We start from the raw sequence: 17916 nt of genomic DNA on the forward strand, positions 1-17916 counted from the left end.
CCCCTGGCGACTGTTCGAGTTCTGTCAAAGAGATTTTTGTAGTGACCCGTGCTACATAGCGGTCTATTGTGACCAAGGTTGGGACGGTCTACTACTTCCCTCAATATACAAGGTTGGGTTGAGGAACGGAACCCAACATTTTCAAGACTTTGTTGGGTTACGCTATCGCTACACCCAACCTACTATTCTCTTAACTGAACCGTATTGAGCTATATGGGAGAATCACCAGAGCATCCATTATTGTGCGAAAGTAAAGACGTTATATATAACGTCTCTACTCTACAAATGATTACTACAACTTCTGCAATAACTCTTGAGTTAACTGCAAAAATGCTTTAGAACCAGCAGATTGAGGTGCATTCAAAACAGCCGGACTAAAACTATCAACAGCTTTAGCCACATTAATATCAACAGGAATTTGTGCCTTACAAATTTGTTCTACACCAAAATCTTCCACAACCCGGTGCATAACTTGTTTGTAATATCTGCCAGTGAGCAAATTAGTATTGCACATACTAAATACAATTCCCAGCATTTTGATATTGATTTGTGCTTCTTGTTCGTGACTATCTTTTAACTGGCCAATGCGTCTTTCTAAAAGTTGAATCCCGACTACAGATAATGGTTCTGGCTTGGCTGGTAGAATGTAAAAATCACTAGCAGCTAAAGCACTGCGAGTCAACAAATTGTAACCAGGAGCGCAATCTAACAGAATAAAATCATATTGATCGCGCACGGGTTTTAAAATGTTATTTATCAAAACTCGCTCAAAGCGATTCCACACAGTTTCAAAGTTTTGTTCACCAAAAGCAACTGTTTGCTTGTGCAGCATTTCTGACACCACAAACTCATCATATAAATCGATATCACCTGGTAATAAATGTAGTTCTGGAAGTCCACAAACTTGCGTTTGAATAATATCGTTAATTGTTACCTTACTATTAGGATCTGGATTGATCACATCGTCGATTAAATATCTAAATGTCAATCTTTGTTTGCGACGCTTGGCAAAATCTAAAGGCGACATCAGACTCAGCGTGGCGCTAATTTGAGTATCTAAGTCTAATACCAGTACCTTTTTACCGTAATTTTTCGCCAAACAAGTAGCTAAGTTGACGGTGAGAGTCGTTTTCCCTACACCGCCTTTCATATTTGCAGTAGCAATTACATATCCCATTGGTTATTTCCTCTGATGACGCATTCCCATCTAGGTAGCGTACACCCATCCTGAACGCTTAAAACTTTCGTTAAATTTAATATTTGTGGGAAATCAAAAATTAAAACCTTCAAATTATAGCAGTCTTAAATCATTCCCCAACAAACAGATCCTCAACTTTTGGAAGAAATTGGGGATCTGAGGTTTGTGGAAATTACTCTGTTCAAAATGATATTTATTTTTTTTACAAATACTTAAAAAATATTTATACACAATCTTAGTCAGTAATTTTGTGGCAGAATCAAACAGATATAAGCATGATGCAATAAATTAAATTCTATCGAGGTAAATAATTTGGCTTTCAATCCTGAGTTGTGCCGTAACGAAAGTGAAGTTGAAAGCAAACTCATAGTCCAATATTTGCTACCACAGTTAGGATATACACCAGACACTTGGCATCAAGAAGTCGCAGTTGGTAGCATCCGCCTAGATTTTCTCGCATTTGCCGCACAAGTCCTACCATTTGTTATGGACGCTAACTCGCCATTGAGTGTGGTGATGGAAGCAAAGCATCCTAAACAAAACTTAAATAATCACTTTCTCCGACTCAGGCATTATTTAACCAGCTTGAATGTGAGATATGGATTATTGACTAACGGTAAAGAGATTAGAATTTATCAAAAATCAGGTGATGATATTCAGTTAGTTTTTTCTTGTGCAGGTAAAGATGTAGAGATAAAAATAGAAGAAATTAAAAGCTTGATTGGTAGAGATAGTCTCAACAAAAATAAGGTAATAGATAAAATTGTAATTGCTGATTATCAAGAACAATTGAATTCACAAGAACAGGGTAAGAATTACATGAAGACCATAGCAATCTACCATAATAAAGGCGGAGTCGGAAAAACAACTATTGCTGTTAACCTTGCAGCAGCTTTAAGCAAGAAAGGAAAAAGAGTTCTATTAATTGATATAGATTCCCAGGCAAACACCACTTTTGCTACAGGGCTAATTAAATTTCAATTTGAAGAAGATGATGATTTAAAAGACAAAAATGTATACCATTTAATAGAATCAGGAGAATTTAATTATATTCCAGATATTGTTCGTCAGTCTCAATACTTTAATAATCCTGAGATTGATGTCATACCTTCTCATATAACCTTGATTGAATATCAAGATACATTAAACAAAATTGCTGCTACTAGACGTAGGTTAGTAAAAAAATTGAATATGGTAGAAAGTAATTATGATATTGTAATTATTGATACGCCTCCCTCAAGGGATTATTATGCTGAAGTTGCTTTGATTGCAGCTGATTACTTAATAATTCCTTCTGATTTAAAACCATTTGCAAATCAAGGTTTACCGACAGTAATAAATTTTATTAAACAAGTTAATGAATATAGAGATGATATAGGCAAATTACCCATTAATATAATAGGCGTTCTTGCTTCTAAAATTTCTACGAATGCTAAATTTTTACAATATACCTTTCCAAAACAGAGAGATGTCATATTAGAACGCTATAATCTACCTCTGCTCGAAGCAGTAATTTATGATAGAACAGTGTTGTCAGAGTGTATGAATCAAACAATAACAGTTGGAGAATTAGAGTATCCAGATCCCAAGTCTGTTATTAAATACGCAGAAATAAAATCTAATGCTGAACAATCTGCTATGGAGTTTGAAATTTTAGCAGATGAAGTTTTACAAAAAATGGAGGGTTAATTAATGATGAAATTTTATCTTGTAGACGTGAAAGATATTAATTCTAATATACCTCGTTCAAATTTTTCTGAAGCTGATTTAGATAACCTAGCAGAGATTATTCTAGAAAGTGGAGGAATTATAAGACCATTAGTCTTAAAACCGACAGATGCCGAAAATTATACAGTTATTGATGGGCATTTTGAGTACTATGCTGCTGTAAAAGCAAAAGAAAAAAATCCCCGAAAGGGTGAAATGGTTAATGCTTTTGTAATTTCACCTAAAAATGAGGATATACTACTGAAGCAAGTAGCAGCATTTCGAGAATTGAAATATTCTAATACTATAGAAGCAAATATAGTATCGACAGAAACAAACAAATCTAAACTAAGCTTGGAAAAGGAAGAAATTAGTTTAATAGAAAAGCAAATTAATGACTTAAGATTAGAATTAGCGCAAGAAAAGAAAGAAAGACAAAAACTCTATGAATACATAAAGTCAGTTGAAAATCAAATACCCAAACAAATTACACCATTAGAAGCATTTAATAGTTTAAATGTGCTAGAACTCACTTTAAGATTAAGAACTGCCGGATTTACAGATAAGAAAGCAGCTCAAGTTGCTGAAAGTATTGAGAAAGTTCGTAAAAAGAAACCATTTGATTCGTTAAAAGATGTTATAGCGAGAGTAACAATTACATCGGGTAAAAAACAAGTTAAAGGTATTAGTGGTGATAAAATGGTTGATATTATTGATAGTTGGTCTCGTCTAGTATTTAAGTAATTCTTACTTATGAGCAAAGTTAAGACAAAATATTAGACATTATACATTAATCTTATAACTCTTTGCGCCTTTGCGTGAGGATTAAAACTTATTTTTTAGAACCTTCGCGCAATAAATATACTAGCGATCGCACATAATATCAAAACTATCTCTAGCTTGTTTTCATTCAAACTATCGATAAATTAACTGGGTGTTTAAGACTTTGGTAATGCGATCGCCTGCAAATTCTCAATAGACTATTATGTAAATATCTCATATTTCACCACCTTCTTTGGTACTGAGAAACTACAAGCATATTGAGATATAGCAAGCCTAAGCAAGTTACAAACATATATCTCCCTTGTCTCCCTTATCTCCCTTTTCGCTCTGAATTATCATATTCGTATCTCAAATAGGATGGTTATATTTAGGTATTGTTATCTATAAATTGGTAGAGAAAAATCTATCTATCTTTTGACTTCAAAAGTTACCTCATCTGGAAGAAACGCCGATAAATCAATGTTGTTAATCTGAGTACAGATGAGATTTTCGAGGTCGTTATGAATATTATTGCTTGGATAATATTAGGTCTATTAGCTGGTGCGATCGCTAAAGCCATTTACCCTGGTTATCAAGGTGGCGGTATTCTTTCCACAATGATTTTAGGTATTGTTGGTGCTTTTATTGGCGGAAGTTTATATACTTTGTTGCAAACAGGAACTTTGCAATTGACAGCCACTAGTTTTAGTCTTCCTGGTTTATTTATAGCAGTTATTGGTGCCATTATTGCTATTTATTTGTGGGGATTGTTGCGAAGAAGCAGTAATGCCTAAAGCATGATTAAACCGAGAGTGTGTTTGGTAAATTTCCCCAATAACACTCTTTACAACCCCGAAATCTGGTTTTGACATACCTACTGTAGAAAGCTAGTTTGCCAACAACACACTAATCATATTGTTTATCTATAAAAGCAGTTAAAAGCTATCAACTGCCAAGGCAATAAATTTATTGCCCGCTATGTTTTGTTGAAAATAATCGCAGAGGTCTTGCATGTTTTTCCATAAGAAAGATCCAATTCATGTTGTCAACGTTAATGACAGCAACCCCCGTTTTGCTCAGTTACTGCTTGAGCAGTTTGGTGGTGCAACAGGAGAACTAACCGCCGCTTTGCAATATTGGGTGCAATCTTTTCATGTGGAAAATGCTGGGATTCGAGATATGTTGCAAGATATTGCCATTGAAGAATTCGGGCATTTAGAAATGGTTGGAAAACTAATTGAAGCTCACACTAAAGATACTGACCAAACCGAGGCTTATAAAAGTACTCTGTTCGCTGTTCGCGGAATTGGCCCCCACTTTTTAGATAGTCAAGGGAATGCTTGGACAGCTAACTATATCAACGAAGGTGGAGATGTAGTCCGTGATTTGCGAGCTAATATTGCTGCTGAAGCTGGCGCTCGTCAAACTTACGAAGAGTTAATTAAGTTAGCACCCGATCAAGGTACAAAAAATACTTTGGTGCATTTGTTAACCAGAGAAATTTCCCATACTCAGATGTTTATGAAAGCATTAGATTCTCTGGGTAAATTAACCGATCCATTCTTTGGTAATATTCAGCCTGATGAAACCGTGAATATTTACTACAACCTTTCTAGTAATGGTAATGGTCACGATGAGCGCGGCCCCTGGAATTCTGAACCTGCTTTCAAATATGTTGCTAATCCTTTAGAAAGCAAAACTAACTAAAGTTTTAGTCCTCCTAATTCCTTGTCTTGTCAACCCTCAATAATTATGATTTAAGTCAGGGGGAGTTTCTTCCCTGACTTATTCTGTGGGCTTTTTTAATTAATTATCTAGAAATTAATACCAGCCATTATTGCCTGATTCTGGAATCACAGCATAAGCATCAATTTCAAATAACATACCATCAAGCGCCAATCGAGGAACAGGAATTAGCGTGTTTGCAGGTGGTTGATTACCCCACAAATTACCAATTTCGCGTCCTAATGGAATTAATTTTTCTTGAGTGTGATTTACTATCAAAACAGTTGTTTTGACTACATCTTTAGGTCTTGCACCAGCCGCATTTAAAGCAAAGCGCAGATTTTGGAAAGCTCTGACTAATTGTTCTTCATAATCATTGGAGATCACATTACCTTGTAAATCTGAACCAAATTGACCAGAAATATACACGGTTCTTGTTCTTGGTGGTGTAATCGCTATATGACTATAGCCATTTTGAGGTGCATTATATAACGTTGGTGGATTCAGCAAAGTCACATTTTTATTTGCATTACCCTGAGCGACTACTTCCTTTTGGGTTCCTGCAACTATAGCAGTACCTAAGCCGCTACCTCCTAGCCACAAAAGAGCATTTCGTCGTGAAAATTTTGTCACTATTGAATTAACCGCACGTGTGATATGTTGAGTCATTGAAGTTTCCTAGATTGAGTGATCTATTTTTGACTAGGCTATGCTTCTATTATGGGGTTAATTGGAATCAAAAATCACACAATTTTTTAAAAATTGGTGCAATTACGCAGCTAATATACTAACTTTAAAATATCTTTAATATTTAACTAATTACTCTAGAGTATTTCAAAAAAAGCTATTTTTATAAAAAAATTGCTGTTCCGAGTTTCCTGTCAAAATCAAAGGTTTCAGCCTCACATCAGATATCTGTAATTTATTATTAGGAGTTGAAAAATAAATACTCAATTTCTAATTTTTAAACTCTGCAAATGTCAGTGTTAACAGTTTAGTTGCGGGCAGATTGCATCTCTAAAATTGGATGAAGATTGTTGCTACTTTTTTGAAACTACCCAAAGATAATTTCAAAAAAGACAGCAACGCTCAAATATGCCGTTCAGTTTGTCAGTTCCAAAAAACTAGATGTGACCAACGAAGGGACATACTCAAAATTCCAGAGAAAACAATTGCACTGGCTTCTTTGCTGTCACTAACGAAGATTACGAATAATCAACGTTAGCAGAACCCCAACATCGCAGAGTTTACTAAACAAAGCAGATTTTTCTGTCTTTGCTTTTTCCCGATTTTCGGAACACGAATTAGCCTTGTCCCTAACAAGGTGCCTTGAGGCGGAGTGTGATGGAAGAAAGTACAGGATTTACCTGTTATCAATCGGCGATACACCGATCGCTCACAAAGGAGTAAACTTTCTGATGACTAGTTACATATCGTGCGGCGGTATACGTTCAATCCAATGGTTGACGTACCAGTTGGGTATACAGAACCCACACTAGAGCCTTGCACAATGTATTCCTAATCACTCATTAATGTAACTCAAGATAATTTGGCAGTCTGGTTTGGATGAATATAAAAGACAAGGTAGACAAGGGAGAGAAGGGAGACAAGGGAGGGATTTTTGTCAATTATTGAGGATTAGGTCGAAGCACTCAATTAAACCTGGACTTACGCAGAATCATGAAACAACGAACCACAAAGGGCGCAAAGGACACGAAGTTAAGAGGATTTGAGAGGGTTTTTGCGTACGTCCCATAAACCTAACTTGAAATTACCGGGTGTGGATACTGAGCGCAGTCAAAGTATCCACATCCTCTACAGCGTTCTTTTCTTCAGTTGATTGAGCATTGAGCGTTCGCGTAGCGTCTCCCTTGGGGAGAAGTCGAAATGCTCAATGCTCAATTATTGTGTCCACCTACTTATTCTTGCCATATTTTTCTTGAATACGCTGAATTTGTTGTTGAAACTCTGCGCCTTTTTCGGGGTTAACCATTGCGACAAAGTTTGCAAATCCGGTGATGGAGGTGATGAGGTTGGATGAGTTACCCCAATGCTTACCTTCTAAGCCTTCATTTTCTATTTGATATAAAGTTGCACGGAAGTTCTTTAACTTTTTCCGGGGGATATTAATTTTTTGATTAACGATAATACCTGTAACTTCTTGCTGTTGAGAGTTTCGTAAAATGCGGGTTTTGTCGGGATTAATGGCAAATCCTTCGTCAGAGATAATTGACTGAACTTGCTTGATGATATTTTTGGTATGTTTAAGATTCTCACCTAATGCAGAAAATGTTAAATCATCAACATAGCGGGTGTATGTAAACCCAAATTTTTCTGCGATCGCACACAAACGCTGATCTAAATTACGACAAATAATATTGGTAATTGCGGGACTGGCTGGGGAACCTTGGGGAAGATGACGTTGCTTGATTTCCACAAAGTCTGTTTTATTATCTAAGTTGCGTTCTTCCACGACAGGCGCGGTACATAATAGCCCAAAGATTGTAGCTACAGATGAAGTATAACCAAAGGATTGAAAGAGTCCTTTAACACGCTGATATGTAATAGCCGAGAAAAAATCTTGCAAGTCGATATTAATAATTATTTCTGCACTAACATGGGGATTAGCATTAGTAATAATGGAGCGATCGCCACAAAAACCATGTGCAGCGTCATGAATAGCAATTTTTTGTAAGATATTCTGCAAAATCCAGTATTGAGCGCGTTTTAAATCAGGCAATGGTGCGGAAATGATGCGATCGCCTGCAAGTTTTTTGGCAGTTTTGAAGTAAATATAATGTGAAACCTGGGAAGTTCTAGAAGTAAAGGTAAGAAACCGCAGTTTATCAATACTAATTTCCATAGCCGATGCAATCTGCTCGGCATTATTATAGACATCTAAATTGTATTTTTTTAACTGTTCAATATTGTCTTGCTGATGATTTTGACCACTCATTTTAAAACTCTGCAAATGTAGGTTTTTACAGCTTAGTTGCGGGCAAATGTATCTCCAAAACTGGATTAAGATTGTTACTACTTTCTTGAAACTACCCAAAGATAATCTCAAAAAAGACAGCAACGCTCAAATATGTTGTTCAGTTTGCCCATTCCAGAAAACTGGAAGTAAACGAAGGACATACTCAAGTTCAGGCGAAAACATTTGCACAGGCTCCTTAACTGTGACTACCAACATCACTAAGTAATATTAGTAGTCAACCTACAATGCAGAGTTTTTACTCAAATTCAATTAGCTATCGTGACAGGATAGTGTCTTTTAACCCGGACAGGGTTTTGGTGGCAGAAAGTGGATTTGAACCACTGATCTTTGGGGACAGGCCCCAACGAGCTACCCAACTGCTCTATTCCGCAAATTTGTCTTTTAACCTAGACAAGGTGGGAGAAAGTGCAGGACTTGAACCTGCAACACATCGATTAAGAGTCGATTGCTCTACCAGTGAGCTAACTTTCGGGTGTTTGATGTAGGAGTCGAACCTACGACTAGCAGAGTACCTCGGCTGCTCTACCACTGAGCTAATCAAACGATGGAGTAACAAGCCATTACTCTACGGTATACGCTCAATCCAGAGGTTGGCGCACCAGCCGGGTATACAGAACCCGAACCATAGTTGAGCAGATGTATTATTACCTTGTAACTCAATGTAGCACAAGGTAATTGAAAGTCAACTTCCTGCTAACAATGCTTTAGTTGCAGACTCTCCTGCTTTTTTCAACTTGCGCGTTAGTTGAGATACTAAAAATGTTGCGATCGCAAAATGTCCTAAGATTGCCAGAAAATAAGCCAATAGTAATCCATCAATGCTTATTGGATATAAAACAATGACTGGTGCAGCAATGGAAAATAGCCAAACTACAGGGTAGTTGTCAGGTCTATTAAAAAATATTACTAATATAATAGGAGGGAGTATAATTACAGACATTAACACCCCTGTTGCCCATAATTGGCGCTGTTCGTTTTTCATGAAGAGAATTAACTGAGTTAAGGCTGCAAATATCACAGCTAAACTACCTGCAAGCAGTAGCGCCATCCATGAACTAGTTTTACTTTCGATGCTGACTTGCGAAATCAAAGCAAAGCAGCTTAACCAAGTAACAGACATAATGGCATTAATAGCGATCGCTAAAATTCCTGGGCTTTTCTCTCCCCAGATTAAATCATCAATTAAACTAGTTTTACTTAATTTTTCAGTTTGCTCAATATGTCGGTATCTAGCCCAATCTTGCAGTGTTTGACGACCAGGGGTAATCGCAGCAATTAAATATAAAAATAGCCCCAAATTCAAAACCATTAAAAACCCAAAATTTTCCTGAATTGAATAAGTTCTAGGTAATTTATCGAATATTAAATCTTGCCAATCAGCACATCCTAAAATGATGAAATTAAAAACAGCAGTTAGTAAATAACTCTGCTTTTTGCTCAACATAGTTACATTAGGATCACGGAAACAACGCTGTAAAGATTGCCAAAAAAAGTATGCCCCGATAAAGTAAATTACTACTGCAAAGACAGCCGTAGTAATAAAACTTTCTCCTATGGATAACATGAACCAATGAAAAGATTTGAAATTGGGAATAGCAAAACTAAATTTCTCGTCTATTTCAATATCAAAATATGGCATTAAAAAATATGGGTTAAGTAGCCCAAAAAAGCTCGCCGGATTGTTAGCATAAAAATTATATGATAAAGCTTGCTGAGTAAATGTGAGATATCCTAATAATGCGCCAATTCCCAACCAAGGCTGAAAACCTCCTAACCAAGAACCCACCAAGCCAAATAGTAATGCAGCACTGTAGTAGAAAAAACTAGCCCCGATGACTATTGCATCAAAACTGATAATTTCCATCACAGAAACTTTGGCATTCAAACCCGTCCATAAATGCAAAGGTAATGCTAATATTACAGCCACATAAAGTAAAACTGGAACACCAAGCATTTTTCCTAATAAAATACTCTGTGGTGATTGGGGACTCAGGCGGATAAAATTTAGGGTATCGCGTCTTTGTTCGGTAGCTAAGTCATTAATTAGTAGATAACTACCTGCTGCTAATAAACCAAAGCTCACAATAATATTTAACCAAGTGAAGACATCCCAAGACCACAATTGCCAATTGATCATCACATTACCAAACCCATCAGCAAGACATCTAGGTAAGTCATATTCTGTCGTACTCGTACAGTATCTATTAGTCAGATTCTGCAAACCATCACGGCGTGTAGGTAACAGGGCTTGAAAGGACATGAATAAGATAAATTGACCCAGTAATGATAACGCAGATGTTAATAAAATATTTCGTGGTTTCAGCCGCCCTTTAAGTTCCCGAAATAGCTGCGGATTTCCGTTTCCTAAGTAATTTATTAAGGCTTGTATCATGACTATTTCTCCTTGGTAATTAGTGGTAATTAGTTAATTATCTACAGGAATCTGATGTTATGAATGAACATCTTCGTGTAACAAGGGAACAGGAAAAAAGGGAGTATAAGTGTATCTAACTTTCATGCTTGGCTATGAAACAAGTTTCATTGGTATGAGCTTGTCTCCCTTGTCCCCCTTGTCAAATAGGACTGCTATATTGCTGATGAATTACCGTCCGGCTAATAATGCTTTTGTTGCAGATTCTCCAGCTAACTTCACCTGATTTGTCAAATGTACATTTAACAAAGCTAAAACAGTAAACTCGGCTAAAAGCGACATAAAAACTGTTGTTGTGGCTGAATGTTCTAAAGCAGGCCAAGGAAAATTAGAAAATAACCAAAAGACATTATTGACTTCAGGTCTAATTTGCAATAGACCAAAAATTATCGGTGGCGTAAACATCAATGCACCTAGAATCATGCTGGCAAAAAACACCCGCCTGGAAGTTTTTAACAATAGGATTCTCTGCACTATAGTGGCGTAAATCATCGCTATAGTAATAAACATTGCCACTCCTAAAATAGCTTTCAGTCTGCCAATTTTATTCACCCAGTCAATAGCATTGTTATGGTGAATATTCAAAGCTGGGGCGAGTACAATCCAAACTAGTAAGGGGATAGTTATGATCATTAAACTCAACCCAACTGAAACTATAACGGGGCTTTTATCATGCCAAATTAAATCACGCCATACAGATTTATTGCTAAAAGCATTGCTGCTAGATGTTTGTTGATGGCGATATCTTGCCCAATCTTGTACTTGTTGTCTATGAGGAGACAGAATCATGAACAAACAAGTTAGTAAAGCGAAGTTAAAGAATACAATCCAGAAGAAGTTTTGACCAATTTGATAATTCAAATCATAGTAACAGTTTATTGGTTTATATTGTCGGTAAGCGGGGCAGTAATTTTTAGTATATTGCAGGGTAAAGCCCCAAAAAATTACTTGAGAAACAGCTACAAGTAAGTAACTTTGTGCTTTACTGAGTAAGGTAGCATTAGGATTACGAAACCGCCGTTTAAGTGCTTGCCAAATCCAATAGCAGCCAACACCATAATTGAGTAGGTGTAACCCAGTAAATGTCAAAATATTTTTTCCTAATGGTAGGTAGAAAAATTGAGTTTCTCCTAACAATGATGGGTTGCTTCTATTCAAGAGATTTGGAAACATATATTTCAGCATATCAAAAGGACTTAATAGCCTCAGCCAAGCTGCTGTGGTGTGTAAGCCTTCACTATTAAATGCAAATTGCATTGTATTTAGCAAAAATAGGATAACTGCACCACTAGCCAACCAAGGTTGAAAACCACTAAATCGATTACTCATCAAGCCAAATAATAATGTGGCACTGTAGAAGAAGAAGCAACTAGCAGCTAAGATGATATAAAAGCTGAAAATATAACTGATATTAACTTGGGCAGAAATTCCTGACCAGATATGTAAGGGAATTGCCAGCAAAATTATCAAGTAAATGATAATTGGAACTCCAAGCATTTTGCCAGTTAAAATACTGGTTTCTGACTGGGGACTGAGGCGGATAAAATTCAGAGTACCGCGCTTTTCTTCTTGAGCGAGATTGTTGACGAGTAAATATGTTCCAGCAACTAATAGTATGTAGATAAAAACTATGCAGAGTGTGATAAATATGTATTCCCAGTGGTCACGCCACCACATTTGAAAGTTGATTTCAGAAATGGGGCATGGTTGCTGATATAGGCTATATTCTAACTGTTTTTGTTGTGCTTTGAGAGATTGTAATTTATCTTGGGATTCCAGAAGTTTTGTGAGGTCGTAGTTTTGCTTACTGCCATATAAGCTGACTTGTTTTTGAGTCTGATCTATGAGTTTATAAACTGATTCAATTTGCTTTTGATAAACCTTGCTCAGATTACAATACGAGCCATTCATGGGATATTTATTATTAGGATATTTCCCAAGATGATAGATAAACAATCCCAACTGAGCAATTAGAGAGATAGCGAAAGCAAATAGTAAGTTAAAAACTTTAAGACGACCTTTGATTTCTCGGAGAAGCTGAGGGTTCCAATCGCCAATTTTATCCAAAAGATTGAGATACATAGGAGGAATGATTCTAGGTTTGAGAGTTGATATTTTAAGATGCTTGTTTATGACCAAGTTTGAGGAAAATGCTTTCTAGGTCTTCTTGGGTGCAATGAAAATCAGTGATGGGGATATCAGCTTGAATTAGCGATCGCAACAATTCTGCACAAGCATTCTGATCACCAGAAAAATTCACGCGCAGATTATTACTCCCCGGTAAAACTTCCCATGCTTCTACCAAAGGATGATTTTTTAATTCACTAATTACAGCATCAATTTTCCCCAAGGTTGACAACATAATTTGTTGTCGAGCCAAACGCTGATAAAGTTGTTTGAGTGAAGCACTTTCTACTAAAAAACCTAACTCCATAATTCCAATTGAAGTACACAGTTCCGCTAAATCGCTGAGAACATGGGACGAAATTAAAATTGTCATCCCAGCTTCTTGCAATGCTTTGATAATTTCGCGGAATTGCATTCTGGCGATGGGGTCAAGTCCAGATACAGGTTCATCTAGCAGTAATAAAATTGGCTCATGGATGATAGTGCGTGCTAAACTGAGGCGCTGTTTCATTCCCCGCGACAGTGTAGAAATTAAACTGTTGCGTTTATTACCCAACTGAATGAGTTCTAAAACTTCGTGTAGACGTTGAGTGCGACGTGGTTCGCGCAAACGATACAACCGCGCAAAGTAATCGAGGTAATCCCAAACAGTTAAATCTTCATACAGGGGATAGTCATCGGGTAAATAGCCAAGACGACGCTTGATAGTCGGGTTACTCTTGTCCCGTACCATGCGATCGCCGTTAATATATATCTCACCTGTAGTTGGTTCCTCAGCCGTTGCTAACATCCGAATGAGAGTTGTTTTACCTGCACCATTCGGCCCTATCAGTCCGTAGACTTCACCCGTTTCGATTTCCAAATGAACATCATTTACGGCTATGTACCGTTCAAATTGCTTGGTGAGTCCACAGGTGCGAATTGCTAATTCTTTTACCATAGCTGCGAGAGTACGGTGATTGATTCTTAACTAACCTAGCCTCTCTCTACCACTGTTGTCAGTCTTGTTTCCGAAATTGAAACTGAGTTTATCGGAATTTGATATTTAGTGTTTAATGTTACGTAGTTATTACAGAGTCTTGTTGGAGATAGATAAGGGAAAGAGGACAAGGTAGACACGGGAGACAAGGTAGACAAGGGAGTATGAGATTAATTGAGGAAAAATTCTTGTGTGTTGATTACATAAAAAAATACCCGAATGATTGATCAAATTCGGGTATCGAGGCAAATGTAATTAAATTGAAATGACGCAGACTTAACTCATCAAAGATGCAGATGAGATAACAGACTGGACATCTTCTGGTGTGTTGTTTGTAACTTGATTACTAAAGGCATAGCGTTGTTCTGGAATGGGATAACCGGCTTCACCAAAGGTTTCACGAATAACTTTGTTGGTGTCAAAATAAACTTGCCAGTAATGTTCGTTATTGCAGTAAGGACGGACGGCTAATACTGGCCCTGCTAAATTAAATGTGATAATTTCAACATCTGGTGCAGGGTTATTAACGACGTTGGGAATTTGGCTGATTCTGGCTTTGAGACGAGCGATCGCATCATTATGATCAACATTGTGATGTAGCTGTGCCAGTAGATCAACTCGACGGTAGGGATTGGCTGAGAAATTTTGGATATTATCAGAAAAAATCTTGTTATTGGCGACAATTGTTAACACATTATCCGGTGTGGTGATATTGGTTGTGAACAGTCCAATTTCTGTAACTGTACCTGTGACACCTGCTGCTGTGATAAAGTCGCCAACTTTAAATGGACTAAACACAATCAAAAACGCACCAGCAGCAAAGTTAGCTAACAATCCACCCCACGCTGCACCTATGGCTATACCTGCGGCGGCTAACAATGCAGCAAACGAAGTGGTTTCAATACCAAAAAAGCCGAGAATGGCGACAACTAAAACAATTCTTAAAGTTACGCCGATGATATTAAGCAGGTAGTTAACTAGAGTTGGATCAACGTGTTGACTGCGGAAACCACGTCTGACTAACTTGAGTGCAAAATCAATCAGCTTTTGTGCCACAATCCACAGAGCGATCGCACCCAGGATTTTCAAGCCAAAAGTCGTTAACAGTGCAACTGCTACTTGACCAATTTGATTAAAATTCATAAACTTTTTTATTTCTTGCTAGTTTTATCCAAAACATTACAAGAAACTGAGCAAAAAGTTTTCAGTAACAGTTTTTTTTAATGTTTGGATAAATACGAGATAGCAGATTTAACAGTTGATAGAAGCTGAATAATCAGTAGTAAATGTGACAAAATTAACTGATTACTGTTCTTTTTCCATTTCTTTAATTTCGGCAATAATTTCCTCAATGGAAGGATTGCCTAAAATTTGATCTCTATCTTTTGTGTAATCTCCACTTCCTAGTTCAAATTGCTGCATAAATCTTGCCATTCCCGCAGGGCCAAGAGCTTTTGTGAGGGCTTCTATTCCCAACCTTCTAATTTCAGCTTGAGTGAGTTTAGTCACGTCTAGCATTTGTTACCTCCAATACCCACTGCAAAAATTAAAGCTTCCAGATGTGCATCTTGCTCGGTATGATATTTAATCTGCAAGCATTTACCTAATAGAAACTAGCTATGACTCAAAACTACCGCATTACCTTACTTCCCGGCGATGGCATTGGCCCTGAAATTATGGCAGTGGCGGTAGATGTGCTGAAAGTCGTAGGGAAAAAATTTGATATTGAGTTTGCCTTCCAAGAAGCTTTAATTGGTGGTGCAGCCATTGACGCGACAGGCGAACCTCTACCAGCCGCTACCTTAGACGCTTGTCGCAATAGTGATTCTGTATTACTCGCCGCTATTGGTGGTTATAAGTGGGATACTTTACCATCTCACCAGCGCCCAGAAGCAGGTTTGTTAGGACTCCGCGCGGGTTTGAGCTTATTTGCCAATTTACGCCCCGCCCAAATTTTGCCGCAGTTAATTGACGCTTCGACTTTGAAACGGGAAGTTGTCGAAGGCGTAGATATTATGGTGGTGCGGGAACTCACTGGTGGAATTTACTTTGGTAAACCTAAAGGCATTTTTGAAACCGAAACAGGTGAGAAACGCGGTCTAAATACAATGGTTTACAGCGAGTCAGAAATTGAGCGCATCGGGAGAGTTGCCTTTGAAACTGCCAGAAAAAGACGCGGTAAACTCTGTTCTGTGGATAAAGCCAACGTATTAGAAGTATCGCAGTTATGGCGCGATCGCATCACGAAACTGTCCGCCGAATATCCCGATGTCGAACTGTCTCACCTTTATGTTGATAATGCCGCGATGCAATTAGTCCGCGCTCCGAAACAATTCGATACGATTGTCACAGGGAACTTGTTTGGCGATATTCTCTCCGATGCGGCGGCGATGTTAACTGGCAGTATAGGGATGCTACCCTCTGCGAGTTTGGGTGCTTCTGGCCCCGGTGTATATGAACCAGTCCACGGTTCTGCACCGGATATTGCAGGACAAGATAAAGCTAACCCTTTAGCGCAGGTTTTGAGTGCGGCAATGATGTTACGCTACGGGTTAAATCAGCCACAAGCAGCAGATACCATTGAAAAAGCTGTGTTGCAAGTTTTAGAGCAAGGCGATCGCACAGGCGATATCATGTCACCAGGAATGAACCTTTTGGGTTGTCAGGCAATGGGTAACTCACTTATTCAAGCACTAGAGAAATAATTCTTTTTGCATAAACTCGCCAAATTGGCAATCTTTAGAGAAAGTTTCGGGTACACTATAGACAAAATCTAGTAAGTAGATAGCAGTAACATAGTGTACGCTTTACGACAAGAGACAACTAATTTCACCGCCTCTAGAATCCAGCCACCTCTGATTGATCCCGCAATCATCAGGGCGGCTGGCAAGATTTACTACACTTATTGTGAAGTACATCCTGAAATTGCGGGGCAGCCTTCTGGGGTAGCAATTAATCGTGTTACCCATCGAGGTAAAGTCATTTTTACCAACCAACCCGTTCTCTTACCGCAAGAATGTTTTGTGCCTCTAAATCAAATTGAGTCCCACATGTATTAGTTATGAGTCATTGGTCATTGGTCATTGGTCATTTGACAAAGAGCAAATGACAAACGACAAATGACACAGAACAATTGACAAATGACTATATGGACTTTTTAATGGCCGTTCCGGCGATTATTGTTGTTTTCGCCTTGGGTGCATCTATAGGTAGCTTCATTAACGTTGTCGTTTATCGAATCCCTGCGGGGTTATCGATTCTTTGGCCACCGTCCCGTTGCCCCCATTGCTTAAACCAGCTAAAAGCTTATGACAATGTACCCGTGCTGGGATGGTTGTGGTTACGTGGAAAATGCCGTTATTGCAAAAGTAAAATAGCTGTTCGTTATCCCGTAGTAGAAGCAATAACGGGAATAATTTTTGTTGTGATTTTTTTAGTATTTCAAGTTTCCATCGCTACGTTAGGATATTGGGCTTTTTGTAGTTGGCTGTTGGCATTAGCCTTAATTGACCTAGATACTATGACTCTCCCCAATGCCCTAACACAATCAGGTTTAGTGTTAGGCTTGGGATTTCAAATCATTAGCGGTTTTACTCACGAAGTCAGCAGTGTGGGTATAGTTAAGCACCTAATGATGGGGATAGTTGGTGCTGTTATTGGTTTATGGCTATTTGATGGCATCGCTTTTGGTGGTTCAATAGTTCTGGGTAAAACGGCGATGGGTGCGGGAGATGCCAAACTTGCAGCCATGATGGGTGCTTGGCTGGGTTGGCGATATTTGCTGTTAGCTAGTTTAATTGCCTGCGCTGTGGGAGTATTAATAGGTGGATTAGTATTGGTGCGATCGCCTAAAAAAACCGGAGTGAAAATCCCCTTCGGCCCTTTTTTAGCACTAGGCGCAATCATCACTGTCTTTACCGGGCCAGCCATCTTATCGGCTTATTTGAAATTTGCCTTTCCGTCCTAGCGACTGAAGTCACGGCTACACA

General features: G+C 38.1%; 15 protein-coding genes and 2 tRNA genes. 7 read left to right on the forward strand and 10 right to left on the reverse strand.

The features are described from left to right. Positions 1-292 precede the first annotated feature (292 nt). A complete protein-coding gene (locus H6G74_RS10925) occupies positions 293-1177 on the reverse strand; it encodes a ParA family protein (protein WP_190967696.1) in 885 nt (294 codons plus the stop codon). A 333-nt stretch (positions 1178-1510) separates the two neighbouring features. Between H6G74_RS10925 and H6G74_RS10930 the strand changes: the two genes are divergently transcribed. The 4 genes from H6G74_RS10930 (at position 1511) to H6G74_RS10945 (ending at position 5374) form a co-directional block, all read left to right on the forward strand. Next, positions 1511-2887 carry an AAA family ATPase gene (locus H6G74_RS10930; protein ID WP_190967697.1) on the forward strand — a complete coding sequence of 459 codons (1377 nt, stop codon included), beginning with the start codon at positions 1511-1513 and terminating at the stop codon, positions 2885-2887. 3 nt (positions 2888-2890) lie between these two features. Beyond that, entirely contained in the window at positions 2891-3649 is a 759-nt protein-coding gene (locus H6G74_RS10935) for a ParB N-terminal domain-containing protein (RefSeq protein ID WP_190967698.1), read from the forward strand. 539 nt (positions 3650-4188) lie between these two features. After that, positions 4189-4461 (forward strand): GlsB/YeaQ/YmgE family stress response membrane protein, encoded by a 273-nt coding sequence (locus H6G74_RS10940; RefSeq protein WP_190967699.1) that lies wholly within the window; start codon positions 4189-4191, stop codon positions 4459-4461. A 217-nt stretch (positions 4462-4678) separates the two neighbouring features. Continuing rightward, positions 4679-5374 carry a manganese catalase family protein gene (locus H6G74_RS10945; protein WP_190967700.1) on the forward strand — a complete coding sequence of 232 codons (696 nt, stop codon included), beginning with the start codon at positions 4679-4681 and terminating at the stop codon, positions 5372-5374. Between the two features lie 114 nt (positions 5375-5488). Here H6G74_RS10945 and H6G74_RS10950 read toward each other — a convergent pair whose 3' ends face one another. The 9 genes from H6G74_RS10950 to H6G74_RS10990 form a co-directional block, all read right to left on the reverse strand. After that, positions 5489-6061 carry a RidA family protein gene (locus tag H6G74_RS10950; RefSeq protein WP_190967701.1) on the reverse strand — a complete coding sequence of 191 codons (573 nt, stop codon included), beginning with the start codon at positions 6059-6061 and terminating at the stop codon, positions 5489-5491. A gap of 1246 nt (positions 6062-7307) precedes the next feature. Beyond that, positions 7308-8348 (reverse strand): reverse transcriptase family protein, encoded by a 1041-nt coding sequence (locus H6G74_RS10955; protein ID WP_190967702.1) that lies wholly within the window; start codon positions 8346-8348, stop codon positions 7308-7310. Positions 8349-8786: 438 nt separating this feature from the next. Then, positions 8787-8861: transfer RNA gene (locus H6G74_RS10960), tRNA-Lys, on the reverse strand. Positions 8862-8863: 2 nt separating this feature from the next. After that, positions 8864-8933 (reverse strand) — tRNA-Tyr (locus H6G74_RS10965). Between the two features lie 139 nt (positions 8934-9072). Continuing rightward, positions 9073-10782: a hypothetical protein gene (locus tag H6G74_RS10970; protein ID WP_190967703.1), complete on the reverse strand. Its 1710-nt coding sequence runs from the start codon at positions 10780-10782 to the stop codon at positions 9073-9075. A 210-nt stretch (positions 10783-10992) separates the two neighbouring features. After that, positions 10993-12903, reverse strand: coding sequence for an ABC transporter permease subunit (locus H6G74_RS10975; RefSeq protein ID WP_190967704.1), 1911 nt, complete (start codon positions 12901-12903; stop codon positions 10993-10995). Positions 12904-12937: 34 nt separating this feature from the next. Next, a complete protein-coding gene (locus H6G74_RS10980; protein WP_190967705.1) occupies positions 12938-13888 on the reverse strand; it encodes an ABC transporter ATP-binding protein in 951 nt (316 codons plus the stop codon). A gap of 315 nt (positions 13889-14203) precedes the next feature. Further along, positions 14204-15070: a mechanosensitive ion channel family protein gene (locus H6G74_RS10985; RefSeq protein ID WP_190967706.1), complete on the reverse strand. Its 867-nt coding sequence runs from the start codon at positions 15068-15070 to the stop codon at positions 14204-14206. 162 nt (positions 15071-15232) lie between these two features. After that, complete coding sequence (locus tag H6G74_RS10990) at positions 15233-15445, reverse strand: hypothetical protein (protein ID WP_190967707.1); 213 nt, start codon at positions 15443-15445, stop codon at positions 15233-15235. 101 nt (positions 15446-15546) lie between these two features. Here H6G74_RS10990 and leuB point away from each other — a divergent pair, with 101 nt between their 5' ends. The 3 genes from leuB (at position 15547) to H6G74_RS11005 (ending at position 17894) form a co-directional block, all read left to right on the forward strand. Further along, positions 15547-16632 (forward strand): 3-isopropylmalate dehydrogenase, encoded by a 1086-nt coding sequence (leuB, locus tag H6G74_RS10995; protein ID WP_190967708.1) that lies wholly within the window; start codon positions 15547-15549, stop codon positions 16630-16632. 93 nt (positions 16633-16725) lie between these two features. After that, entirely contained in the window at positions 16726-16986 is a 261-nt protein-coding gene (locus H6G74_RS11000) for a hypothetical protein (protein ID WP_190591786.1), read from the forward strand. Positions 16987-17075: 89 nt separating this feature from the next. Continuing rightward, positions 17076-17894: a prepilin peptidase gene (locus H6G74_RS11005; RefSeq protein WP_190967805.1), complete on the forward strand. Its 819-nt coding sequence runs from the start codon at positions 17076-17078 to the stop codon at positions 17892-17894. Positions 17895-17916 lie beyond the last annotated feature (22 nt).

The organism is Nostoc spongiaeforme FACHB-130 (genome assembly GCF_014698475.1).
GTDB lineage: Bacteria > Cyanobacteriota > Cyanobacteriia > Cyanobacteriales > Nostocaceae > Nostoc_B > Nostoc_B spongiaeforme.